23 protein-coding genes are annotated in these 24,334 nt (G+C 37.6%); 10 read left to right on the top strand and 13 right to left on the bottom strand.

Translation table 11 applies throughout. The annotated features are described in order from the left end of the window. Positions 1–60: 60 nt before the first annotated feature. Positions 61–1,545: a hypothetical protein gene (locus AABB81_RS08975; protein WP_342160045.1), complete on the bottom strand. Its 1,485-nt coding sequence runs from the start codon at positions 1,543–1,545 to the stop codon at positions 61–63. 160 nt (positions 1,546–1,705) lie between these two features. On the opposite strand from AABB81_RS08975, the gene yiaA reads away from it, so the two are divergent. The 3 genes from yiaA (at position 1,706) to AABB81_RS08960 (ending at position 4,998) form a co-directional block, all read left to right on the top strand. Next, positions 1,706–2,209, top strand: coding sequence for an inner membrane protein YiaA (gene yiaA, locus AABB81_RS08970; RefSeq protein ID WP_342160044.1), 504 nt, complete (start codon positions 1,706–1,708; stop codon positions 2,207–2,209). Positions 2,210–2,338: 129 nt separating this feature from the next. Beyond that, complete coding sequence (locus tag AABB81_RS08965; protein WP_342160043.1) at positions 2,339–3,649, top strand: MFS transporter; 1,311 nt, start codon at positions 2,339–2,341, stop codon at positions 3,647–3,649. Next, complete coding sequence (locus AABB81_RS08960; RefSeq protein ID WP_342160042.1) at positions 3,646–4,998, top strand: 1-acyl-sn-glycerol-3-phosphate acyltransferase; 1,353 nt, start codon at positions 3,646–3,648, stop codon at positions 4,996–4,998. The genes AABB81_RS08965 and AABB81_RS08960 overlap by 4 nt, the downstream gene beginning before the upstream one ends. Before the next feature lie 153 nt (positions 4,999–5,151). On the opposite strand, the gene AABB81_RS08955 is transcribed toward AABB81_RS08960, so the two are convergent. From AABB81_RS08955 to AABB81_RS08920, 8 genes are all read right to left on the bottom strand, one after another. Then, a complete protein-coding gene (locus tag AABB81_RS08955; protein WP_342160040.1) occupies positions 5,152–5,919 on the bottom strand; it encodes a CDP-alcohol phosphatidyltransferase family protein in 768 nt (255 codons plus the stop codon). A 79-nt stretch (positions 5,920–5,998) separates the two neighbouring features. Next, entirely contained in the window at positions 5,999–6,793 is a 795-nt protein-coding gene (locus AABB81_RS08950) for a PhzF family phenazine biosynthesis protein (protein ID WP_342160039.1), read from the bottom strand. A 57-nt stretch (positions 6,794–6,850) separates the two neighbouring features. Next, positions 6,851–7,138 (bottom strand): DUF1330 domain-containing protein, encoded by a 288-nt coding sequence (locus AABB81_RS08945; RefSeq protein WP_342160038.1) that lies wholly within the window; start codon positions 7,136–7,138, stop codon positions 6,851–6,853. Positions 7,139–7,149: 11 nt separating this feature from the next. After that, complete coding sequence (locus tag AABB81_RS08940) at positions 7,150–7,857, bottom strand: SIMPL domain-containing protein (protein WP_342160037.1); 708 nt, start codon at positions 7,855–7,857, stop codon at positions 7,150–7,152. Between the two features lie 54 nt (positions 7,858–7,911). Further along, the gene (locus AABB81_RS08935; protein ID WP_342160036.1) at positions 7,912–8,730 is read right to left on the bottom strand and encodes an alpha/beta hydrolase; all 819 of its coding nucleotides are present in this window, start codon (positions 8,728–8,730) and stop codon (positions 7,912–7,914) included. 31 nt (positions 8,731–8,761) lie between these two features. After that, positions 8,762–9,766 (bottom strand): hypothetical protein, encoded by a 1,005-nt coding sequence (locus AABB81_RS08930; RefSeq protein WP_342160035.1) that lies wholly within the window; start codon positions 9,764–9,766, stop codon positions 8,762–8,764. Positions 9,767–9,993: 227 nt separating this feature from the next. Beyond that, on the bottom strand, positions 9,994–10,320 hold the full coding sequence (locus AABB81_RS08925) for a hypothetical protein (protein WP_342160034.1): 327 nt from the start codon (positions 10,318–10,320) through the stop codon (positions 9,994–9,996). A 164-nt stretch (positions 10,321–10,484) separates the two neighbouring features. Continuing rightward, entirely contained in the window at positions 10,485–11,054 is a 570-nt protein-coding gene (locus tag AABB81_RS08920; RefSeq protein ID WP_342160033.1) for a DinB family protein, read from the bottom strand. A gap of 100 nt (positions 11,055–11,154) precedes the next feature. On the opposite strand from AABB81_RS08920, the gene nhaC reads away from it, so the two are divergent. Next, on the top strand, positions 11,155–12,597 hold the full coding sequence (gene nhaC, locus AABB81_RS08915) for a Na+/H+ antiporter NhaC (RefSeq protein ID WP_342160032.1): 1,443 nt from the start codon (positions 11,155–11,157) through the stop codon (positions 12,595–12,597). Between the two features lie 90 nt (positions 12,598–12,687). On the opposite strand, the gene AABB81_RS08910 is transcribed toward nhaC, so the two are convergent. Continuing rightward, complete coding sequence (locus AABB81_RS08910) at positions 12,688–14,247, bottom strand: NAD(P)/FAD-dependent oxidoreductase (RefSeq protein WP_342160031.1); 1,560 nt, start codon at positions 14,245–14,247, stop codon at positions 12,688–12,690. A 62-nt stretch (positions 14,248–14,309) separates the two neighbouring features. Next, positions 14,310–16,280 carry a putative porin gene (locus tag AABB81_RS08905; RefSeq protein ID WP_342160030.1) on the bottom strand — a complete coding sequence of 657 codons (1,971 nt, stop codon included), beginning with the start codon at positions 16,278–16,280 and terminating at the stop codon, positions 14,310–14,312. Between the two features lie 93 nt (positions 16,281–16,373). Here AABB81_RS08905 and AABB81_RS08900 point away from each other — a divergent pair, with 93 nt between their 5' ends. After that, positions 16,374–16,973: a ribonuclease HII gene (locus tag AABB81_RS08900; RefSeq protein WP_342160028.1), complete on the top strand. Its 600-nt coding sequence runs from the start codon at positions 16,374–16,376 to the stop codon at positions 16,971–16,973. 183 nt (positions 16,974–17,156) lie between these two features. Beyond that, positions 17,157–18,209, top strand: a complete 1,053-nt coding sequence (locus AABB81_RS08895) for a nucleoid-associated protein (RefSeq protein WP_342160027.1) — start codon at positions 17,157–17,159, stop codon at positions 18,207–18,209. A 32-nt stretch (positions 18,210–18,241) separates the two neighbouring features. Here AABB81_RS08895 and lipB read toward each other — a convergent pair whose 3' ends face one another. Both lipB and AABB81_RS08885 read right to left on the bottom strand, forming a co-directional pair. Then, positions 18,242–18,949, bottom strand: coding sequence for a lipoyl(octanoyl) transferase LipB (lipB, locus tag AABB81_RS08890; RefSeq protein ID WP_342160026.1), 708 nt, complete (start codon positions 18,947–18,949; stop codon positions 18,242–18,244). Further along, entirely contained in the window at positions 18,949–19,110 is a 162-nt protein-coding gene (locus AABB81_RS08885; protein ID WP_302043618.1) for a YqaE/Pmp3 family membrane protein, read from the bottom strand. Before AABB81_RS08885 ends, lipB begins: the two co-directional genes overlap by 1 nt. 217 nt (positions 19,111–19,327) lie before the next feature. On the opposite strand from AABB81_RS08885, the gene lysS reads away from it, so the two are divergent. From lysS to AABB81_RS08865, 4 genes are all read left to right on the top strand, one after another. Beyond that, complete coding sequence (gene lysS, locus AABB81_RS08880) at positions 19,328–21,031, top strand: lysine--tRNA ligase (protein ID WP_342160024.1); 1,704 nt, start codon at positions 19,328–19,330, stop codon at positions 21,029–21,031. A gap of 451 nt (positions 21,032–21,482) precedes the next feature. After that, on the top strand, positions 21,483–21,950 hold the full coding sequence (locus tag AABB81_RS08875) for a hypothetical protein (RefSeq protein WP_342160023.1): 468 nt from the start codon (positions 21,483–21,485) through the stop codon (positions 21,948–21,950). A gap of 505 nt (positions 21,951–22,455) precedes the next feature. After that, positions 22,456–23,403 (top strand): hypothetical protein, encoded by a 948-nt coding sequence (locus AABB81_RS08870; RefSeq protein ID WP_342160022.1) that lies wholly within the window; start codon positions 22,456–22,458, stop codon positions 23,401–23,403. Positions 23,404–23,575: 172 nt separating this feature from the next. After that, positions 23,576–24,313, top strand: a complete 738-nt coding sequence (locus tag AABB81_RS08865) for a DUF6090 family protein (RefSeq protein ID WP_342160020.1) — start codon at positions 23,576–23,578, stop codon at positions 24,311–24,313. The last annotated feature ends 21 nt before the right edge of the window (positions 24,314–24,334 follow it).

The following is a 24,334-nucleotide window of genomic DNA, read 5'->3' as shown; positions in this document are numbered from 1 at the left end:
GTTTAAAGTAAGTTAAATTTTTGGGATTGGCCCTACTCAAACCTATTTATCCCTAATTTATTATACTTTGTTTATATATTCAAGACAGGTATCATAGGTCTTTTTAGAGGTTATTTTCGCTTTCAGCCAGGCATAAAAGCTTATGGCAAAAATATCTTCTTCACCGCTCTCAACCTTTAATATATGATCAAGTTCTTTTGCAAAGGCTTCTGATGTAATGGCTTCTTTATTGCTATAATAAGCACCAATGAGTGTGACGAAATCTAAAATTCTTTTTTCGTCGTGCTCGATCAGGTGGGCGCTGTGTTTTTTTCTAAAACTTTTTAATCTTGATTCAACCAGATTTATATAATCCAGCTCTATAAATATCAAAATCTCCAGGAGGTTCTTTTTGATAACCCATATAAAGCCTACTTTTTTTGAATACCAGTTGTCACTATGGTAAAAATCTGTATAAACTTTAAGTGCTTCTTTGAAATTTTCATGAAGAAACAAAGCGACGACAAGTGTTAATTTCAAATCATGAATATGTACTTCCTGATTTTTAAATTTCTTAAAATTGAATTGATATAATTTGTCAATAGCCTGCTCTAAATGACCCGTGTAGATAAGAAGCAAGTTCTCCAGCAATGAATATTGACAATAAAAAACAGGATAGTATTTTTGTTGCTGCAAGCGCATATTGTTATGCATGCTCTGTAGTGTATCAGCTGATTTTTTGAATTTTTTAATTCTAAAATAGGTATTTGATAAATAATACAAAATCTGGATATGATCATAAAGGTGCTGCTTTTGAACCCTTTCAGAAATGTCAATTTTCTTTCTTGCCTGCTCTATAAAATCCAGGATATCATAATAGTTTCTCGTGACATAGGCCACCTGGTTGCTGATTTGCAAAATCTTAAAAAGTGACGGGTAACTAACATGTTTTGTAATTGAGATATTATAAAGGAGTAAATTTCTTTCAATGATATCTGATAGCTGTGGGTTTTTACCGTTTAACTCTTCTTGAATTGCGGCATAAAAAAGATTCAGGTTTTCTTTATGAAGAATGTTGCCTTTATTTTTTTTTAACTTTTTTAATGTTTCCTTAAAATCAAGTGAATCGCTTAAATGATAGTGTGTTAACTGGATCTGGTATATCTCATTTAATGTTGTGAATAATGAATTTTTTTTGGCTATCAATTCGGCTTTGGCCAATGTTTTAAAGGCAATAGTGGCTTGATGATGTTGAAAAAAAGTGCGGCTTGCCAGGATTAATTTTAAAGCCGTCATTTCTTTGGAAGATTCTTCTTCAATTTTTTTTGTGGCTACAAAATCTATAAGGGTATCATGAAGTCTCTTACACAGCGCATGATAGGCATTTTTTGAACGCTTACCATAGAGAACAAGGTCCAAATTACCGGCAGGGTCAGGAGTATCCAGGAGTTTAAAAAGCGCTACATTCTTTGTATCGCTTCTCTTGTTTCTCCGCTTGAGCGTCAGTAGAAAATCCTTTTTGTCTTGAGGAGTTAAAGTAGCAATGATCAAAGAAATACTATTCATTTATATCATAAGTATTATTATATTAAATATACTTTATATCATATATAAATGTAAATATAATTAATTATTATAACGTAAGTATTAGTAAAATTATGATTTTGACATTTAAATCATATACCGCAATTTTGAATCATATAATTTAACCATTAAACAGATTATTATGGATTACAATTTTAAGACAGACAATACTGCGGAAGAGAAAACCGCATCGAAAGAAGCGCTTTCTTCCAAAGGAGCAGAAAGGGAATTTAATCAAAAACCAACACCGGCTTTTATCGGAGCCTCTTGGATCGCTCTGTTGGCAGGGGTTATTTGTTATTGTACCGGATTATGGAACTCAGAAATGATGCTCAACGAGCAAGGATATTACTTTACTGTTTTGCTTTTTGGATTGTTTTCGGCGGTCTCAGTTCAAAAAAGCGTGAGGGACCGGTTGGAAGGTTTAAAGGTAACCGACATGTATTATGGAATAAGCTGGGTCTCTGTATTGAGTGCTGTTTTATTGCTGATTATAGGGCTTTGGAATGCAGATTTGCTGTTGAGTGAAAAAGGATTTTATGGCATGTCTTATACATTGAGCCTTTTTGCAGCCATCGCCGTGCAAAAAAACACCCGGGATAAAAGTTTTATTGAAAACAAAGAGAAAGTTCCCGAAAACAAATAAGAATGATAATCAATAGGTTTAGAATCCTTATGGCCCTTTATGAATCTGATTGGATTTGGGCTTCATTAATGCCTTTCTTCTAAACCTATTTTTTTTAGGTATATTGACCCATAATTCATTTAAATTCTGATGATCAATTCAACTATTATGCTGGAAAAAAACAACTCGAAACTTATAAATGCATGGACTTCATTTGACTGGGCCAATTCAGTTTATAACCTTATCGTTACCACAGCTATATTTCCGATTTATTACCTGGGAACAACCCAGGAAGCCTATGGTGGAGAAATCGTTGATTTTTTTAACCTGAGTGTTAAAAATTCGGTACTCTATTCATATGCCATCTCTTTTTCATTTTTAGTTATTGTATTTATTTCTCCAATTTTATCGGGTATCGCTGATTACGGAGGGTTAAAAAAGCGCTTTATGCAGTTTTTCACCTATATGGGCTCCTTAGCCTGTATAGGCCTTTATTTCTTTACAGGGGAGAATGTTGAATACGGTATTAGCTGTTCTGTGATGGCCAGTATTGGCTTTGCAGGTTCTTTGGTATTCTACAATGGGTTTTTACCAGAAATAGCGACCAAGGACAGAATGGATAGTGTGAGTGCAAGGGGATTTGCCATGGGTTATATCGGAAGTGTGATCCTGTTGATCATTAACCTGGTTCTGTATCAAAATTTTGAAGTTTTTGGTTTTGATAATGGCAGTTCTGCAACTCGATTCGGATTTATCCTGGTTGGAGTCTGGTGGCTGGGCTTTGCTCAAATAGCATTTTATTATTTAAAAGATAGTAATAGCAGAAAATCAATAACTTTTCAAATTTTGGGTAATGGCGCAAAGGAATTAAAGAAGGTATGGGGAGTAATAAAAGACAAGAGGGTCATGAAACGTTTTCTTTATTCGTTTTTTTTATTCAGTATGGGTGTTCAAACCGTTATGTTGTTGGCGCCTTTGTTTGCTGATAAGGAAATAGGCATGGGTGCTGATGAAATGATTTATATCGTGTTGATTGTACAAATACTGGCCATAGGCGGGGCTTTCTTTTTTGCCTGGTTGTCAAAGCTGAGGGGTAATGGATTTGCCATCAGTACAACCTTGCTCATCTGGACCTTTGTTTGTATATCTGGTTATTTTCTGAAAGATAAAATCTCCTTTTACACCCTGGCGGCCTTTCTGGGCTTTGTAATGGGAGGTATTCAGTCTATGTCAAGGTCAACCTATTCGAAGTTAATTCCTTTTGAAACAAAAGATACGGCGTCTTTTTTTAGTTTTTATGACATCACTGAAAAGATGGCGATTGTAATAGGATCATTGTCTTACGGATTTATCGATCAGGTTACAGGAAGTATGCGCTATAGCATGGTTTTTATGTCATTGTTTTTTATCACTGGTTTTATAGTGCTTCAAATGGCTAACCTTAAGAAGAACCTGGCGTGATTTACAATTTTTTAAAACAGATTATTAAGGTTTCTCTTTTCTTTTTTTTTAAGAAAATAGTGGTAACAGGGAGGAAGCATATTCCTGACACCGGCCCGCTGATTCTTGTGGCGAATCATCCAAATACCTTTATGGATCCTTTGCTTATTGCAGCCATAACCGGCAATAGAATTGGTTTTGTTGCAAACGCAGGTATTTTTGTGAACAATTTTGTCTCTAAGGTATTCAGCTATTTTCACGTGATACCAATATACAGGAAGAAGGATATCAAACCCGGGGAAAAGCCGGACAACAAAATGGCTTTTGCTAAATGTCATGACTATTTGGGGCAGCAGGGAACTTTGCTTATTTTTCCTGAAGGGACCAGTTATTACGAACTGAAACTACGCGAAATCAAAACAGGTACAGCAAGGATTGCACTGAGTTTTGAGGAACTGAAGCGTTTTAAGGGGGATTTAAAAATCATTCCAATCGCCTTGGACTACTCAGATTCCATTCAGTTCAGAAGTGTGGTGTCTATAACGGTTTGTGAGCCCTTGGCGGTGAGTGATTATAAGCAGGCCTATGAATCGAAAGAGTTTGATGCAGTTTTGCAGCTGACTGAAGCCATTAGAAAAGAACTTGCGGAAATCATTCCTCATACCTCCGGAAAGGAACAAGAGGAATTCCTGTTAGCGGCACATCAGTTTTATACTGCATTCTATGCGACAAAAGCTGATTTGGAGAAAAACCCCAAATTGTCGTTAGAATTGAGAAATCAGGTTTCAAAAGCCCTGCGATTTTTACAAAAGGAAAATTTAGGACTATACCTCGATACACAGGAAAAACTAGTTTTGTTTTTTAAACTATTGAAAGAAGAAAGAATAACGCCGGCCACCGTCTCCAAGAATATAAGAGGAAAAAACAAGCCGCTTGAATATGTGACTTCACTCTTGAAATTTCTGGTTCTGTTGCCCATGTATATCTTGGGATTGTTTTCGAATTACCTGCCTTATATGCTTACTGCAAGAATATTTAAGACCTTAAAACTGGATATTTCATATCGGGCCCCTGTTCAAATGATTACGGGACTCATAACTTTCCCCCTTTTTTATGGAATCATAATTTGGTTGTTCAGAACCTATATAAGCGATGATTTTTGGCATAGTTTGATCCTTTTTTGCATCATGCCAGTAGCTGGTTATGTTGCGATGTATTATTATGCAGGTATTAAGAGATTTAGAAGAATGATACGGTACATATTTTTTATAAAGAAAAGTAAAAAGAAAACCATTGTTGAATTACAAGGTGAAATTTTAGAAAATATGGAAAAAGCCAGGCAACAATATATCCAAAGTTTTGAGGCTTAAAATAATAATTGAAAGTATTGACTCCTTCGGGACCATGGAATTCCCGATCTAATATGCTTAGCTTTTATAAGCTTAATTTTGCTCAGCTTAAAGTTCATCACAAAGAGAATTCAAGTCAATGACATCAATCCAGGTCTTCACTGGTTCAAATCATCAATCAAGCCAGATTTTTCTCACCCCTATAAAAACAAAAATGAAAAGGGAATAAAAAATAAAAAAAGGAATAATGAATTCTTTCCATCCCAATACCAGCATGACGCTAATGATCAATAACTGAAATCCTAAACCAAAAGTTGAAACTGCGGTCATAAACCAATTTGGAAACGAATTGGTTTTAGAGGCTTTGGGGTCCAGCATAAAAATAAACTCATCAAATTTTCCATAGAGGATTCTATAGATACGAAATAAAACATCTACATTTTTTTGTTTTTCACCGGCCATGGCAACGGGCGTTTTGTTTTCAATAATCCTGCTGGTTTTGTCACCGTCAAATTTATTTCTCAAAATCACATAGTAATAATTATATAATGTTCCCTGCAATTGAAGCCCTATAAATGCTAACAAAGCAAATATGACACTGGTCTCGGTTAAGAAATACAGTCCCGAAAAGATGAGGAAATTTAAAATGATATCTGCTATAGAATCCAAATACCGGCCGGTATATGAAGGCGTATGCTTTATTCTCGCCAATTCTCCGTCTGCGGCATCTAAAATAGATTTAAAAATATAGAAAAATGCCGCGGCCCAATAATAACCTTGTAACATACACATAATGGCTATAAGACCGAACACAGTAAATGCAAGGGTTATATGAACAGGAGTTACCGCAGTGTTTTTAAGAGATGTAGCGATAACTATTGCAATAGGCCTTCCATAATCTGAAAGATCAATAAACCGGTGTTCCTTTGGTAGTTTCGACATGATTTATAAGACTTTTGTTATCCGAAAATTAATTCCAACCTGGATAAAGAGTCTTTTTTATGAGTTTTAAAGTTACTTGCTAAATATAAATTTCACCGCTTAAATATGGAACTGCTTTTCCTGATATTTTGACCCTGTCACCTGCATTCTCGCATAGCAGTTCTCCCTTTCTCTTCGAAAGTTGCTGTGCTCTCATGGTGCTTTTTCCCAGTTTTTGACTCCAAAAAGGTGTTAGTGTCGTATGCGCCGAACCCGTTACAGGGTCTTCATCAACTCCTGAACCTGGCGCGAAGAACCTCGAAACAAAGTCAACTTCATCACCTGGTGCAGTAATGATCACACCCCTGGCGTCTGATTTCTTCAGTATATGATGATTAGGGTCACTTTCTTCGATATCTTTCTGTGACTGATAAACGAGAAGATAATCGGTTTTCCCTTTATAAACTTCAAGTGGCTTTTTGTGAAAGGCATCGATAATATCTTGAGGAGGTGTTACTTTTTTGATGACATCCTTAGGAAAATCAAGTGTTAACAAGTCTTTATTTTTGCTGACAGAAAGTTGTCCGCTTTGCCGGGAATAGAAAAGCAGCTTGTCATTTTGATACTTATAATAATGAAACAAAACATAAGCCGTGGCCAGGGTGGCATGTCCGCAAAGTGCTACTTCGGTGGTTGGTGTAAACCACCTGATTTCATAATCCGTCGTTCTTTTTACCGCGAAGGCAGTTTCGGCCAAATTATTTTCCGCGGCAATCCTTTGCATAAGCCCTGCATCCAGCCAATTGTCTAAAATACATACGGCAGCAGGATTACCTTCGAAAACAGTATTTGCAAAGGCATCGATCTGGTACATTTTTTGTTTTCTTTCATTCATTTTTTTCGGTCTTAAATGTCATTAGATCTCATCTTCATTAACTTTTTATATCGGTTCTCAAACTCCTTTAACGATGATCATTCTGGTTGTTGCCGCCTGCTGCCTGATTTTTCTTGCTTTCATGTACTCCGTGGAATGCCACCATGAATTGGCCATTTTTACAGAAGGAAATTTTAACACAACGAGTCGTTTTGGCTGCCAGTCTCCCTCAAGGATAGTTGTTTCTCCGCCTCTCACCACAAATTCACCCTGAAAAGAGGCAATTGAGGGGGGAGTCAAGAGGGTATAGGTTTTATAAAGTTCCTGATCATGGATTTCAATTTCAACAATTACAAAGGCAGGCATGGTTATATAGTTTAGTTAATAAGTTGAAAATCAATGGTAGAGACTACTCTGATTATCTTGATCTCAGGCGTATTCTGATCCCTGTCATTAATCGAAAACAATCCTTGCCGTGCAATTCTTATGGGTCCGACTTCAGCGTCTGAATCCCTGGCAAATTTCTCTGCAACCTGCCTTGCATTTTTCGTCGCCTCTTCAATCATCGATGGCTTAAGCTCGTTAAGGCCCGTAAATATATATTCAACAGGCCGCCATTCATTTTTTGATCCTAAAACGATACCATTTGACATTAGGCTTAAGGATTCACTTAGCGCCTTATGTAATTTTTTAATGTCTTTGGTTCTCACCGTAAATTCGGATTTTGCCACATACCTGAAACCGCTGTACTGGTTATTATTGTATAAATTACTTGCGGCATCACTGATATTGACCATTCCTTTGGTGAGTTCCTGATCTGTAAAACCGTGATCAAGAAAGAATTGATAGACCTGCTGGTTTTGATTTTGAATTTGATCTTTTAAAGGCCTTAAGTCGTTACCTGACAGGATTACATGGATGGGCCATACGGCCAAATCAGCTTGAACCTCTCTTTCAGACAGGCCTTTGACCTGTACAAACCGATTAAATTCCTGTGCTGTTTTATGCATATTGCCAATAAAATATCCTGCTATGATGATCGCTGCAGCCAGTAAAAGAGCGATAAGGACCGAATTATTTTTCATATGGGAAACGAGGATTTTTTAAATGAAAACTTAGGGTTTATTAGAGGGTGTAATTTAATCCTTTTCATCCAAAATTCCTTTGACTTCATTAATTAATAATGGAAAAGCGGGATATGTCATTCCATGTCCATAGCCATCAATTTCCATAAGACGCGTATTCTTATGCCCTGCAACCTTCATCATTCTCATCATATAGGCATTCTCCTCGTAGCGTCCCAAAAGTTCCATGTCACGATCTCCCGTGATCATGAGAAGGGGCGATGCATCCGGTCTTACGTGAAACAAAGGAGCAAGTTCATCAATAATCGGTTGTGTGCCTTCAATCCCCCTTTCCTTCCGAACGGTGAAATGGGTAATGGTATGGCCACTAAAGGGAATTAATCCCGCTATTTTATTGGCATCGATACCATGTTGGCCCAGGTATTTTTTGTCAAGGCCCACCATACTCGCCAAATAACCTCCTGCAGAATGACCGGAAATAAAAATAGCATTCGGGTCTCCTCCATAGGAGGCAATATTTTTAAATGCCCAAGCTACTGCGGCTGCCGCATCTTCTATATATACAGGTGCTTTTACTTTAGGATATAACCTGTAATTCACTCCGATTACAGCAACACCCTTTTGTTTCAAAGCCTCGGGAATTTCTTTCTGTCCTCCGGTGAGTCCGCCTCCGTGAAACCAGACGATTGTGGCAAAAGATGCCATGTTTTTGGGATAATATAGATCAAGAATACATCGCTCTTTTACATAGGCATCATTTATTTGAACTGAATCAGCATAATAGTGAATAGTGGTTTCCAATTGATAATCTATCTGTTGAGCCAGAATTTTAGAACATCCTATAAAAATTAAAAATATGATAAGCTTTTTCATATATCCTTGTTGCGTTGTTTTAAAAAATCAATTAATTGATAAGTCTGCTAAACCATTGGATCAGCTGTTTTTCGTCTACAATATTCCAGTTATGCGGATGCCTGTTTCCCAAATCATCATATCCTTTATTGTTGGTTAAGATAAGTTCTGCTTCTTTATTCCCGTTAATTTTAAGCATGTTTATAAAGGCCGCCAAATCTATTGCATTCATTCCGTAATAATCTTTTCTCCTGTTATCAATCCACCAGTTTACATCTGGTTCGGTATAAGCTCTAACAGCAATGTTTTTAAATTCCCCTAAATGAACTCCTCCATTCGCAGAATAACAAAAAGGTGAATAATAAACGTAGTTTTGAAATGCCTCCTTAGGACTTCCCTGAAGATTCTTATAAAGATATTCTGACACCCAGGTTCCCTCATTTTCAGCGACAGGACTAAATTTTAAATCTTTTGCTTTGACCATTTCCTGATAAAACCTGACAAAATCCAGAGGAGCGTCACAAATGGCAATCGCTCTTGGCCTTAAATGAAACTCGGAATTTTCGGAAGCACCAAAAATAGCTAATTTAAGGGCCCTGGTCCCTTCTAACGACATTCCACAAAAGAGGATATTCTCTTTTGGAATCCTATGGTTTTCAACTACAGTTTGAAGGTAATTTTCTATTTCTTTAAGGCGGTCATTCGAAAAAAAGAATTCCAATCGATTATCCGTTGTGGCATACATCACTGCTAATTGCTCCTTGAGTGCTTCTTTTATCAAAAGATCATCATTAACAGTATCCCTTCTGGCATGTGTAAATAGAACCAGGCCTTTAACAGAATCTGTCTCGGGAAGCCATAGGGTATACCCCGAATTCACTTTCTTGATATTTATTCCAGCTGCAAGTTCAATGCTACCTTCAGCGTGTGTTTCAACATTGAACACTTTTTGAGCCCTTATCTGTCCAATCGAAAAGAAAATAAGCAATAAAAAACTGAGACTGAATAAATTCTCAAACTTCTTACTTTTTTTAAAAGGCTCATGGTTATGATTCATAACAAACTTGAAAAATCCTGCATCAGAGCCAAGAAAGGCTTTATAAGCAACCTGTCAAATATAAGGATTTAAAAGAACAGGTTGAAAACGGTATCCGGATCAAAAATAATTGGGCAGCATAATATGAAAACTGACAAATGAAGGCACAAAAAAAGGGCCTGATAAATCAAACCCCGATCTATAATCCTAAGATTAATCTTGAGTAAATGTTATGTCATATGTTGTATTTAAAAAGTAAAAAAATAACTCAAACTCCATCTGTTTTTCCTTCTGTCGATTCCAGAAGTTCCACTGTTTTTACTTTTTATCGCATGAAAATGCACTCTTCCATTCATCTGAATCTTGGCCTTAACTGATTTTTTCCTGTCATTTCCGATTCCAAAAGCTTCGAAATCTCTTCCAGTGTTCTTCTCAATCAAGATCATATTCTTTCCCTTTAATTCGTCCAATGCACTGATTAAAGAGTCATAGTCATCTTCGATAAAAGTAACATCAATAAATCTTCCATTATCGTTATTACTTAAATGCTCCAATATAGAATATTCAAGTTTCATAGTCCGGGGGATTTGTCAATAAGATACCAAAATGACCCTGGGGTTGCGTCAGGACATGAAAAAACACAAGATTTCTGGGGGAATTCGTCTTAGTTTACTGTTTTTAAAGCAATAAAAAACCCATTCTTTTTAAAGAATGGGTTTAACTTTCTTATAATCAACGCTTAAAAAGGCCTGTATTGAGGCGCATCATGACCTTTGATACGCAAATATGTAATGGCTTGAGCTCTGTGATGTGTAACGTGATCACGTATAAAAAGAAAGCCTTGTTCTTTTGTCAATTCAGGTTTATTTGAGGCAAAACCAAACACAAATGTGCCTTGTAAATCTGTATCGCTCATAGCTTCAATGGTAGCTATTACCTCGTCGAAGTTTGCATTGATCATTTTGATGCAATCTTCTTTTGAAGCACCAGTGATTTTTTCTAATTTTGCTCCTTCAGCAGGGTCAAAATCAACTTGTTCTCCTTTGATAAACATAGTATTTAATAACTTTGACGACATTCCGATATGGGCTATTTGCTCACCAAATGTTCTTACGGAGTCATGCGGTTTAAAGGTATAATCTTCGGCCGGCATTTTTTCTGCCACTTCAAGTGTGTAGGCTTTGGCATTTTTAAGCGTTTCCGTAAAGGAGTTTTTAAATCCTGTATCGACATTGTTGTCCTTTTTAACAAAGGCAAATAATCCAACAGTTAAAGCTCCCAGTAAAAAATAGTTAATTGATTTTTTCATTGTTTTTTGGTTTTAGAGTTTGTGGTGAAATTAATGGATTCTATTTGGTTTTTGTAAGTCGTGGTTTTTGTGTAACATTACAGAATCAATTGATTTTTTTATGGATGATAAGATTATAAGGAACAAGGAACTCAATATTTACGAAGCTTTGATTCCTGTATTAGCGCTTATTGGAATGCTTGCTTACAACGTTTTTGTTTATGGCGATGATGCTTTGAGCGGATCCAACCAGTTTATCCTTCTCCTTGGGGGAGCAGTAGCTGCAGTGGTAGGGTTTTTTAATAAAGTGACCTATAAGAGAATGATCGAAGAGATCGCAAACAATATAAGGTCAACTACAGGTGCATTATTGATTTTGCTTTTTGTTGGAGCTCTGGCAGGAACCTGGCTCATTAGTGGAGTTATCCCTACGATGATCTTTTACGGGTTAAAACTTTTGAATCCGACCATCTTTTTACCGGCTACTGTTGTGATTTGTGCAGTGATTTCAATTGCAACAGGAAGTTCCTGGACAACCTCGGCAACGGTGGGTATCGCTTTGATAGGAATAGGAGGGGCATTGGGCATACCCCTGGGAATGGTTGCGGGAGCCGTGTTATCAGGCGCTTATTTTGGTGATAAAATGTCTCCTTTATCAGATACAACTAATTTGGCTCCAGCAATGGCCGGCACCGATCTTTTTACCCATATTCGCTATATGGCCTTTACAACGGTTCCTACCATTATCGTGACTTTGATCGTATTTATTGTTTTAGGATTCACATTTGACACGACAGGTACAGCCGATACTGAGGCGATTTTGAGTTCGATAAAAGAATCTTTTCATATTAACGGATGGTTGTTTTTAGTTCCCGTGGCGGTAATAGCGCTAATCATTCGCAAGACTCAACCCTTGATCGCTTTGCTGATCGGTACTTTATTGGGAGGTGTTTTTGCCATCATATTTCAACCCGATATTGTCATGAAAATAGCAGGAGCGGAGCAACTTGATTTCCGGGCTGCCTATCAGGGTGTCATGAATGCGATCACGGTTGATACTTCCGTCGAGACAAATAATCCTGAGTTAAACGACCTGTTTTCTTCAGGAGGTATGTATGGGATGTTGGGAACCATTTGGCTCATTATTTGTGCCATGGTTTTTGGCGGCGTGATGGATGCCATTGGAGCTTTGTCGACCATTAGTGCAGCACTGTTGAAGATGGCGCATACGGTCTTTGGTTTGTTTGCCAGTACCGTGGTAACCTGTCTGGCACTTAACGTAACGGCTTCTGACCAGTACCTGGCGATTGTGGTCCCGGGTAAAATGTTTAAAAAGGCCTATGAAGAAAGAAACCTGGCACCTGAAAATCTCAGCCGTACCTTGGAAGATTCCGGAACGGTAACATCAGTGCTCGTTCCCTGGAATACCTGTGGAGCCTATCAGTCAGGCGTGCTGGGTGTAAGTGTTGGAGAATATTTTGTCTATGCAATATTTAATTGGTTGAGCCCGTTTATGACGCTCTTGTTTGCTGCTTTGCACATCAAGATAAAACAGCTGAAATGAAAGGCTTAAACTAAGGTTTGACTTAAGTCACACCCTCTTTACTCATCACCTCACTTCTCATCGCCTCACTTCCGATCGCCTCACTTCCGATCACCTCGCAAGCGAAGCCTTCACCTGTTCAGCACATTTTTCACCGTCTATTGCGGCCGAAATGATGCCCCCGGCATAACCTGCGCCTTCGCCGCAAGGATAAAGTCCTTTGACCTGAATGTGTTCAAGAGTTTTTGGATCCCTGGGGATTCTTACAGGAGATGATGTTCTCGATTCGGGTGCATGGACTACTGCCTCGTTCGTTAGATATCCCCTCATGGATTGGTCAAATAGTTTAAATCCTTCCTGCAGGGTGCCATGAATAAATTTCGGCAATAGTGCTCCAAGTTCAACGCTGGTTGTTCCGGGTTGATACGACGTTTTTGGGATATCATCAGACAGCCTGTTTTCGGTAAAATCAACAAGCCTTTGAGCCGGAACTTTCTGCGTTTTTCCACCTAGCCTCCAGGCTTTCTGTTCGATTTCTTTTTGAAATTGAAGCCCACTCAAGGCGCCATATTCTTTATAGGGTTCAAAATCTTTGAGATCAAGTGAAACAACGATACCCGAATTTGAAGTAGGCTGGTCCCTTTTACTCGGTGACCATCCGTTGGTTACAACTTCCCCGGGAGCTGTCGCACAAGGCGCGATAACCCCTCCGGGGCACATGCAAAATGAATAAACGCCGCGGTTATTGACCTGTTTTACGACACTATAAGGTGCGGGGGGCAAATATTCACCTCTTGTGGTACAATGGTACTGGATCTGATCAATCAGTTCTTGTGAATGTTCAACTCGTACTCCCAGGGCAAATGGCTTAGCCTCAATATGAATCTTTTTTTTATGCAAGAGTTCAAAAATATCCCGGGCTGAATGACCCGTGGCCAAAATTACTTTTCTGGCATGTATAACTTGTCCTGATTCTGTTTCTACTCCATCGATTTCACCATTTTTAATAAGGATATCAATAACTTTTGTATTGAAAAGGATTTTTCCGCCATATTGAAGAATCGTCTCTCTTATCGCCTGGATGATTTTAGGCAATTTATTGGTTCCTATATGAGGATGTGCATTGATGGCGATATCCGGGTTGGCTCCATGGGCGATCAACAGGTTGAGAATACGATTGACATCACCCCTTTTTTTTGAGCGTGTATACAGTTTTCCATCCGAATAGGTTCCGGCTCCACCTTCTCCAAAGCAATAGTTTGAGTCTTCATTGACCAGGTGGTGTTTTGTAATGGCCGCCAGGTCCCTTCTTCTTTCCCTTATGTCTTTTCCACGCTCCAGGATAACGGGCTTTAAACCATTTTCAATAAGTTTTAAAGCGGCAAATAATCCGGCAGGCCCGGCTCCTATAACAAGAACCTCTTCAGAAGAACTGACGTCTTTAAATTCGGGAAGGTCTATTTCTCTCGGAACTGGTGTTTCATTTTGAAACACCTTGACTTTTAAATTGATTTTGACAGATTTTTGACGAGCGTCAATGGAGCGTTTTAAGATTTCAATATGACTGATCTCATTTTTGGACAGGCCAATTTGTTTTGACACATAAGACTTTAACTGATCTTCGTTATGCGCTGTTTCGGGAGAAACCTGTATGTGAAGTTCTTGTTGCATAAAAAATTTAAGTGATCAAGTTATTTTGTTTTTTGCTAAAAAGCAGGACAATGCGCTAATCATCAGATAAAGAAATTCCAGACCAGACCAAACCTGATCACAAAATCTCTGTAAGGATAGGTTGGCGCTGAATAGTAATTGTTGTCGCTAAAGCCTGAATTAAAATGTTCAAGTTTGAAAAACACCCTCATTGTCTTTACCCTGAAATTAACAAAGAAATCAAGCAGAGGATAGCCTCCGTATTCCTGGTCATTCTGTAAATAAAATTCAGCAAGCACTGGATTGTAACTATTCATCAGGTATTTGCTGAAATAACTAAAGGTAACCCCGGTTTCCAGATACAGGGGTTTCCCTTTGAATACATGGTTCGCATAATAAAAGGTATTTCTGGTGATAAAATCAGGCACCCTCATCACATCTTCACCATTTGTTACTTTTTGATAGATGAATTGATTATCCAATGCAAATTTACCAAACCTGATTTCCTTGCTCAACTTGATCTTAAAATAATTTACAGCTTGTGATGCCTGCATCGGTGCTGTTTGACCAGTGATTACATCCTTGTCAAAATACAAATAGTTATCAATGTTGGCGAGGTGTGCCGAAGCAAAAATCCATTTATCGGAATCAAAAACAAAATCTATACCGTTAATTTCCTGATTATTAAAGTCATTTTGCCAATTATAGCTTTTATAGTCACTTTGATTCAAAAGGTAATTAAAGTTAGGGGATCGGCTATTGCTAAAAACCCTGGCATTGACTGCAAAAACACTATCGGTTTTAAAACTTGCCATCGCAGAATAAGCGTGCCCGGTGAGGTTGCCTGAAATGATCTGTGAAGCGTCAACATCAAGATTAAACTTTTTGAATTGGGTATGCCATTCACCACCAAGGGCAAAACTATTTCCTTCGAGTTTAGAATCTATTACGCCATCCTCGGTGATCACAATGCTTTTATAACTGTAATTGTATTGGTAATTGTTGACTTTGAACCTAACTTCACCCAAGGTGATTGGTGAGTTTAATGAGATATAGGCTTCATTGTAAAATTTAGAATACTTGGCGTCATCGTCAATACTGCTAAAAAAGGCCTGCCCGAACATATCATTTGCATTATCCTGCTCATACTCATAATGCTTTCTTTCAAAATTAAACTGATGGCCTATTTTAAGATCAGATGGAATTGATTTTAAACTGTCTTTTTTATCCCAAAGCACGTAGAATTGATCAAAATAATAGCGATTGCCTCTTATTACAGATATGGCATCGGTAAAATTGGTCTCCATTCTTGCCCTGTCTTTAAAATTGACTTCGGCTGTTTCAAAATAGAAAAGGGATTGTTCTGTTAATCCTCCGTTTTGATCATTGTTGATGTCTTGTGACAGCAGGTGCCCCCTGATAAAGTATTTTTTGTTTTTAGTGTGATAGCTCATGGTGATCCTGGCCGCTCCATGATCTGTTAATGAATGTCTGTATTTACCCAATGAACGAAGACTCTTAAAACTCAATGAAGCATTAAATTGCCTTGAGAGATTAAAAGTAAAAAGCGCATCCAAAAGGTGCCCTTGTTCGAGAACGGTTGACCACATTAATTCTGTAGTAGGTGTCGGGACACTGTAATATTTGATATCCTCAACCTCGTAATAATCGTAATGCTGCGCCCTTGCACCTATTTTGGGATAAGTACCGGTCCCTTCAAATGTGTAAGCAAGCTGGTTATAGGCTTGTCCCGGGTTGTGAAAAGGCATCAGCTCGAAATCATCTTTTCGTTCAACATTGAATTTATAGTACTTTTTGATGTTGAGCGTGGTATCAACATAGGTGGTATCCATTTTATAATCAATGATCTTATAGTCGTGATAATAAGTTTTGTCGCTAAGTTCTATCTCAACTTCTTTGGTATAGACCTTGGCAGTGTCTCCGTATTCATCAATATACCTGTTGTCTAAAGTGTTGAGCTGTCCGTCATTGATTTGAGCCCAGCCAACAGCCGAAATAAATAGCAAAATTAGAATGGGAAGCTTCCTTAACATGGATAATTTTAATTGAAGACAAAGGTAAAATTTTTGAGCATATTATATCATCCTATTTGTTTCGGGTTCCGTATTTTTGAAAAGATCTTTATTATGCTCGAATTAAAGTATTCATCCCATCAATATGAAGCGGGGACTGATGAGGCCGGAAGAGGTTGTTTATCAGGGCCTGTGGTTGCAGCTGCCGTAATTCTTCCCGATCATTTTGAGCATGAACTTTTAAATGACTCCAAGCAGCTATCCGACAAAAAGCGGCGTTATCTCAGGCCGATCATTGAAAAGGAAGCGCTGGCTTTTGGGGTCGCTTTTGTGTATCAGGATAAGATTGATCAGATAAACATCCTTAACGCTTCGATTCTGGCCATGCACAAATCAATTGAGGCCATGGCTATTAGTCCGGAGTTTATTGTTGTAGACGGAAACAGGTTTAAGGATTATTTCAGTATTCCGCATCAGACAATCGTAAAAGGTGATGGTAAATTCCTGAACATTGCCGCAGCTTCCATACTGGCCAAAACTTACAGAGATGATTATATGGAGAAAATCCACGACGATTTTCCGGTATATAATTGGGCCAGGAATAAAGGCTATCCCACTGAAGAACACCGAATGGCTCTCAAGGAATTTGGTTCATGCTTACACCACAGGAAAAGCTTTAGGCTTTTACCTGATCAGTTAAAACTGGACCTGTAATTTTTTTTAAAGCGTGTCAGATTATTTCTGAGGAGTAATTTGTAAATTAAAGTACTCCGATCAAACCTGATCTCACATATGATAAAAATCTTTCTGCTTCTTTGTAGGTGAGATTTTTTTATCCCCGGAACCCGATAAATTCTTCTAAAATCGTATCATTGCAGCTCCTAAAAAAACCATTACATGATTAAAAGAACCAAGGCCAGCATCCCTAAATTGATCATCCATAAAATCGGCAACAAATTCAACGATACACGCAATGTATTTTCTGAAGGACCTGTAGTTTTTGACGAAGACAGTTATAACCTTATGTTGCCTTACTTGTTAAAGCCTTTTGGCAATCTAACCGAAAGTTTCAGGTTCGATCATCATGCGGATATCAATTTGAACGAGATCAACAGTTATTCACAGCGCTTGTTCAAAGAAGAAGAATTCTTTATAGAAGCATCCAAGAATATTGTTTTACACCTGTTCGAACAATCCAATTCGGCACAGATCAAGACAGGAGACGTCATTGTGGCCCTTTTTGAAGATATAGAATTTAATGAGGTGCACACAAATGCATTGGGGATCTTTAAAATAGAAAGCAAAACAAATTTCTTCCAAACCTATATGGAAGGGGATAGCCTGGATGTAGTTGTGCAAAAAGGCATCAGCACAAAAAAGATTGATAAGGGCTGTTTAATCGTAAATTACCAGGATGACGAAGGTATGGTTGTCCTGAGTGTTGACAATAATAATTACGATGCCCAATACTGGATCAAAAATTTCTTGCATGTAAAATTTGCAGATGACAAGAACAATCATACACAGTCGTATATCGAAATGTGCAAAGATTTTTCCAATGAAGTTCTGAAGACAGATTACAGTACACAGGAACAGAGTCATTTTTTAGCCAAAACCATTGACTACCTTAAGGAGAATGACACGGTGAACATTCATGATTTTAAGGAAGAGGTTTTTGAAGATGAAGATCAAAAAGATTTATTTGATGACTATAAGAAGCTTTTTGAATCTGACAGGGAAGTGTTAATCCGAAATCAATTCCATGTATCGGAATCTGTTTTGAAAAAGCAAAAACAAAAATTGAAAACAGAGATCAAACTGGATACGCATATTCAGATCAAACTGGATGTGGAGGCTCCGGACGCTTCTTCGGAATACCTTGAATTAGGCTATGACGAAGAAAAGAAAATGAAATTTTATAAGGTGTATTTTAACGAAGAAACGACTTAGTATACTAAAAAACCGCTGTTTTTACAAGGTGATCAGATTTTTACATCATTGGTCAATTTCGCCCCAAAAACTTTTTCAAAATTTTCCTGTATCAGCGACTTCACTTCTTCAACAGGAATTTTTCGATTGAGTTCAGCCTCCATTGAGGTAACTGCTTTACCCCTTATTCCGCAGGGGATGATATGGTCAAAGTATCCAAGGTTTGTATTGACGTTTAAGGCAAAACCATGCATGGTCACCCATCTCGAAGTTCTAACCCCAAGCGCACATATTTTTCTGGCAAAGGGAGTCCCCACATCGAGCCAAACGCCTGTTTCACCGTCGCTGCGAACCCCCTTAAGCGAGTAATTTGCAATAGTTTTTATAATGACTTCTTCCAAACTGCGCATATACCACCTGATGTCGGGTTTAAATGCTTCCAGGTCAATAATCGGGTATCCTACAATTTGTTCGGGCCCGTGAAAGGTGATGTCGCCTCCGCGGTTGGATTTAAAAAATGAGATGCCTTTCTGCTTCAATTGTTCTTCGTTAAGAAGGAGGTTGGAAAGATCGCCGCTTTTACCCAGCGTATAGACCGGTGGGTGTTCGGTAAATAAAAAATAATTAGGGCTTATCTCTTTTACATCGCGACTTCGATTCGCGAGTTTAATATCTATGATGCCTTGAAAAAGCTCATTTTGATAATCCCATGCTTCTTTGTAATCCATGGATCCAAGGTCTTTATAAATAACCCGATTCATCAGCTGTATTTAGGATTATTTAATATGATCAAGGCTCCTATCACTCCCGGAATCCACGCGCAAAGGGTTAAAATGAAAACGATTACCACGCTTCCGCATCCCTTGTCAATGACTGCCAAAGGCGGAAATAAAATCGATAAAAGTACCCTCCAAATGCTCATTTTAAATAATTGTTTGAGATTACAAAATTCGTTAATTTATTTTGATTACTTGACGCAATTTTACTGTTTTCGTTACAATTTAATCTTTTGAGAACACATACTGATCGTTGAATATGTGGCGCATTAACATATTATATCGATTTTTCATTATATCATTAATTCAATATATCATTGATTCCCCGTATCTTTGCGACCAATTTTTCAAAACTTATAGAAAATGCAATTATCAGAACAGGAAATGGTTCGTAGAGACTCATTAAAGAAATTACGTGATTTAGGTATTAATCCTTACCCTGCTGCGCAGTTTAAGACGACTTCAACGATTAAAGAAGTGGTCAGCAATTTTGAATCTCTCGAAGGCAAGGAGATTGTATTGGCCGGTAGAATCATGAGCCGAAGGATAATGGGCAAAGCCTCATTTGCTGAACTGAAGGATGGAAGTGGCAGGATGCAGATCTATATCAATAGGGATGAGCTTTGTCCCGGGGAAGATAAAACCATGTACAATGAGGTTTTTAAGAAACTTTTAGACATTGGAGATATTATTGGGGTTAAAGGAACAGTATTCAAGACCCAGGTAGGGGAGACTTCTATCATGGTAAAAGAACTTACGGTATTGTCTAAAGCTTTAAAGCCTATGCCAATAGTCAAAGTTGATGCAGACGGGAAAGCACATGATGCCTTTAGCGATGCCGAAATGAGATACCGTCAGCGTTACGTGGATTTGATGGTGAATGATCATGTAAAGGACACCTTTTTAAAAAGGACAAAGATTACAAATTCGATACGTCAGTTTTTTAATGACAGGGGTTATTTAGAAGTTGAGACACCTATTTTGCAACCTATTCCGGGTGGAGCAGCTGCAAGGCCGTTTATCACTCATCACAACGCATTGGATATGCCCTTGTATATGAGAATCGCCAACGAGTTGTATTTAAAAAGACTGATTGTTGGAGGATTTGATGCTGTGTACGAGTTTTCCAAGGATTTTCGAAATGAAGGAATGGACCGAACACATAACCCCGAATTTACTGTGATGGAGTTATACGTAGCCTATAAAGATTATCACTGGATGATGGAAATGACCGAAGAGTTGCTTGAAAAAGTGGCGGTTGACGCAAATGGTTCATATGAAGCCCGGGTAGGAGAAAACATTGTCAATTTTAAAGCTCCTTATGCCAGAATTCCTATTTTATCGGCCATTAAAGAACACACGGGGTATGACGTTGCCGGAATGGACGAGGTGGAATTAAGAGAAGTTTGCACCAAAATTGGGATAGAGGTTGATGAGACCATGGGAAAAGGCAAGTTGATCGATGAACTTTTTGGGGAGAAATGTGAACATCATTATATACAGCCGACTTTTATCATAGATTATCCAAAAGAGATGAGCCCCCTTTGTAAGGAGCATCGTGACAATCCTGAATTGACCGAAAGGTTTGAATTGCTGGTAAATGGAAAGGAACTGGCCAATGCTTATTCTGAATTAAACGACCCCATTGATCAGTTGGAAAGGTTTCAGGATCAGTTGAATTTATCTGAAAAGGGAGATGATGAGGCTATGTTTATCGATATGGACTTTGTAAGGGCTTTGGAATATGGTATGCCGCCGACTTCGGGTATCGGTATTGGAATCGACAGGTTGGTTATGTTTTTGACCAATAATGCATCGATTCAGGAAGTACTGTTCTTTCCCCAAATGAAACCCGAAACAAAAGCTGCCAAAACCATTGAGCTGAATGAGGATGAAAAAGCCGTTTTAAAAATGTTACAGGCGGCAGAAAAAATAGAGCTGGGAGATCTTAAGACCCAATCGGGCTTATCCAATAAAAAGTGGGACAAAACGATTAAAGGCCTGACAAAGAACAAGCTGGCTGCTGTAACTAAAACTGATGAAGGTTTATTTGTTGAGGCCATGTAACGGCTAAGGTTAAAAAACACAAGTTATTCCCGCGAAAGCAGGAAGCAGAGAGTTGCTTTTGGGCGACTCTTTTTTTTATGCCTTTTTCTAGCAGATTATCACAGATGGCCACATGGATCTGGTCACGTTTTGGTCACTTGAATGATTTTTAAAACACGGAATAGTATGAGTAAATGGAGTTGCTTGGATTTTCTTATATTTTACCTAAATTCTTTAATGATCAACTCCTTTAATGGACAGCGCATCAAGAAAATGTCCTGAAGATATTTTTAGCGACTGGGCCGGATGAGACTATTACATGAATATACTTAACTGTTCATGGTAAAGTAGAAATAAAAATTTAGTCATAATACATATACGATTTGTTTCAGTTTCTATACCTTTAACTGGTTCTTAAATTGGAAGGAGGCTAAATAATAGTTTTATACAAATACCCGAATTAAATAAATTCATGAAAAGAAGAGGTTTAAATATTTTAATCGTGATGATCATATCAGTGATTTCATTTCAATCATGCGAGCAAGATGATGAGAATGAGAACGAAACCAAAATAAGTACTTATAATTCAACAGAGAGTCACATGGAAGGGCAAAATTGTATGAATTGCCATGAATCTGGTGGATCTGGAGAAGGATGGTTTACAACAGCAGGTACGGTATATGACAGTTCGAAAAAATCAACTTTTCCAAATGCAACGGTTAAATTATTTACAGGTCCTAACGGCACAGGTGATTTAAAGCTAACCATTCAAGTTGATAATTATGGCAATTTTTATACAACTGAAAACCTCGATTATGGAGATGGGATTTACACCTCGGTTGAAGGTAACTCTGTTACAAAACACATGAATTCAAGCATAACATCCGGACAGTGTAACAGCTGCCATGGAATAAATACTGATCCGATTTGGACAGAATAATAAAAGTTCCCATGACTGGGATAAAACGATTAAAGGCTTGACAAAGAACAAGCTGGCTGTGGTAAGTAAAATCGATGAAGGTTTATTTGTTGAGGCCATGTAACAGCTATTGTTAAAAAACACAAGTTATTCCCGCGAAAGCAGGAAGCAGAGAGTCGCCCAAAAGCGACTTTTTTTTATCTTTTTCTAGCAGATCATCACAGATGGCCAAAGGGGTTTGGTCACGTTTTGGTCAAAAGATAGTTTTACATAACATTTATGGTAGAGGTGAAACCTTTATTTTTAGCTTTCCTATTTTTGTATATCTTTAGGCATCTCTGGTTGCCGGGATGCATTGTTTAGGTGGAAATACTTTTTTTTTGCAAAAAATCAGGAACAATCGTGATGGGTTAATTGAGTCAAAAATGCAAAACAACAAATGATGGTAGATGGTTTTAAAAAAGAGATATAAACGCTATATGAGTTTATTATCCAGTTGAAAGTGATTTGATTAAAATTTAACAATATGAAATTAAAATACAAAAACTCAATATTAATTTTTACAATATTAGCGTTCATAGTTTTGGCTTCGTGTCAAGAGAAAAAAGAAACTAAAACATTAGGAAATGAAATAGATTCAGAAAAAAATTATGTTGAGGTTATAACAAATGGAATGGATTTCGAAATGGTGGATGAAGTTAAATCTGGTTGGACTACATTTAAATATATAAACAAATCAATAGAACCACACTTTTTTATTCTAGAAAAAATGCCTGATACATTGGGATTAGAAACTTACAAAAAAGATATATTTCCACCTTTTATTTCTGCATTTGAGCATTTTGAAAAAGGAGAAATGGAAGCTGGAATTAAGGAATTTGAAAAAATACCACAATGGTTTTATAAAGTAGAATTGGCTGGTGGAGTCGGATTGACCTCAAAGAAAACAATATCCAAATCGACAATATTTCTTGAACCCGGAACTTATGTTATGGAATGCTATGTAAGGATGCCAAATGGCTTAGGACATGTTTTTATGGGCATGGTTAAAGAGCTTAAAGTAAGTAAAGAATCCAATGGTAATAAACCTCCAATAGCTGATTTCAATATAGGCATCTCAAGTGAAAAAGGAATCTCATTTATTGACTCAATTAAAGCAGGAAATTACATGCTTGCGGTAAAATTTGAGGACCAAAAACAATATGAACATTTAATGGGACATGATGTTAATTTAGTTAAGATTGAAAACGACAGCTTAATAATTGATTTGAGTAATTGGTTAAATATAGTTGACTTTAAGGCATTTAGGACACCTGAACCTGAAGGGCTATTGTTTTTGGGAGGAGTTGAAGATTTGCCATCCGGGAAAACTGGTTATTTTGAGGTAACTCTGGAAAAAGGAAGTTATGTACTAATCTCTGAAATTCCGAATGCAGTTGAAAGGAAAATGATTAAAACTTTTTCTGTTTATTAAAATTAAAAACCACAACCAACAAAGCATAAAATTAATGCCTTGGTTCTGGCTTCCCTGGAAAATTTCTGCTGAATTTTTCTCTGACAAGTATTTGTTCATTAAATTCAGTGCCTGGCCACGCCACTAATCTTATGCATAAACATTGTGCTTCATTATAACCAACGAATAACCAATGATAAAATTCTTTAGAAAAATCAGACAAGAACTGCTCTCTGAAAACAAATTCAAGAAATATCTTCTTTATGCTATTGGCGAAATTGTACTTGTCGTAATCGGAATTTTGATTGCTCTGCAAATCAATAATTGGAATGAAGGCAGAAAAGACAGGGTATTGGAGAAAAAACTGCTGGAGAATTTGGCTGATAATTTAGCACAGAACGAGGATCTGATGAAGTATCGAATTCGTTTTATCAACTTTTTCCGTGACGAGGGGCAGCATATCATAAAGGTCCTCGACCAAAAAATGCCATACCACGATTCCCTTTCTGTGATGTTCCATCCCGCTCTGATGAATACATCCGGATTTAGACTTTCCGATATGGGATATGAATCTATTAAAGCCAGTGGTTTCGAAATTATCCGGAATGACAGTCTGAAAAAAGAATTAAGTATATTTTTTGAGGAAAGACAACCGCGTTTTCATGTCGAATTGGAGTGGGGTGATGTAGACAAGGCAGACAGGGAAAAGTTCATAGACGAACATTTTGTCCAGAAGTTTAATAAGGACGAAAACGAAGTATTTTATATACCTTTTGAACCGGACCAAATACTGCAAGACTATTATTTTATTGCCCTAATCAATAAAACTCAAGGCCAACGTGATTACTTTATAAACTTGATCAATGATCACAGAGAAGAAAACCAAAGAATGTTGCACCTTGTGAGGGAAGAATTAAAAAAATCTGATTGATTGTATGAAAGAGATATATAT

Origin of the sequence: Lutimonas vermicola (genome assembly GCF_038433205.1) — a bacterium.
Taxonomy (GTDB): Bacteria; Bacteroidota; Bacteroidia; order Flavobacteriales; family Flavobacteriaceae; genus Lutimonas; species Lutimonas vermicola.
This window is presented reverse-complemented; position numbering and strand designations above follow the sequence as displayed.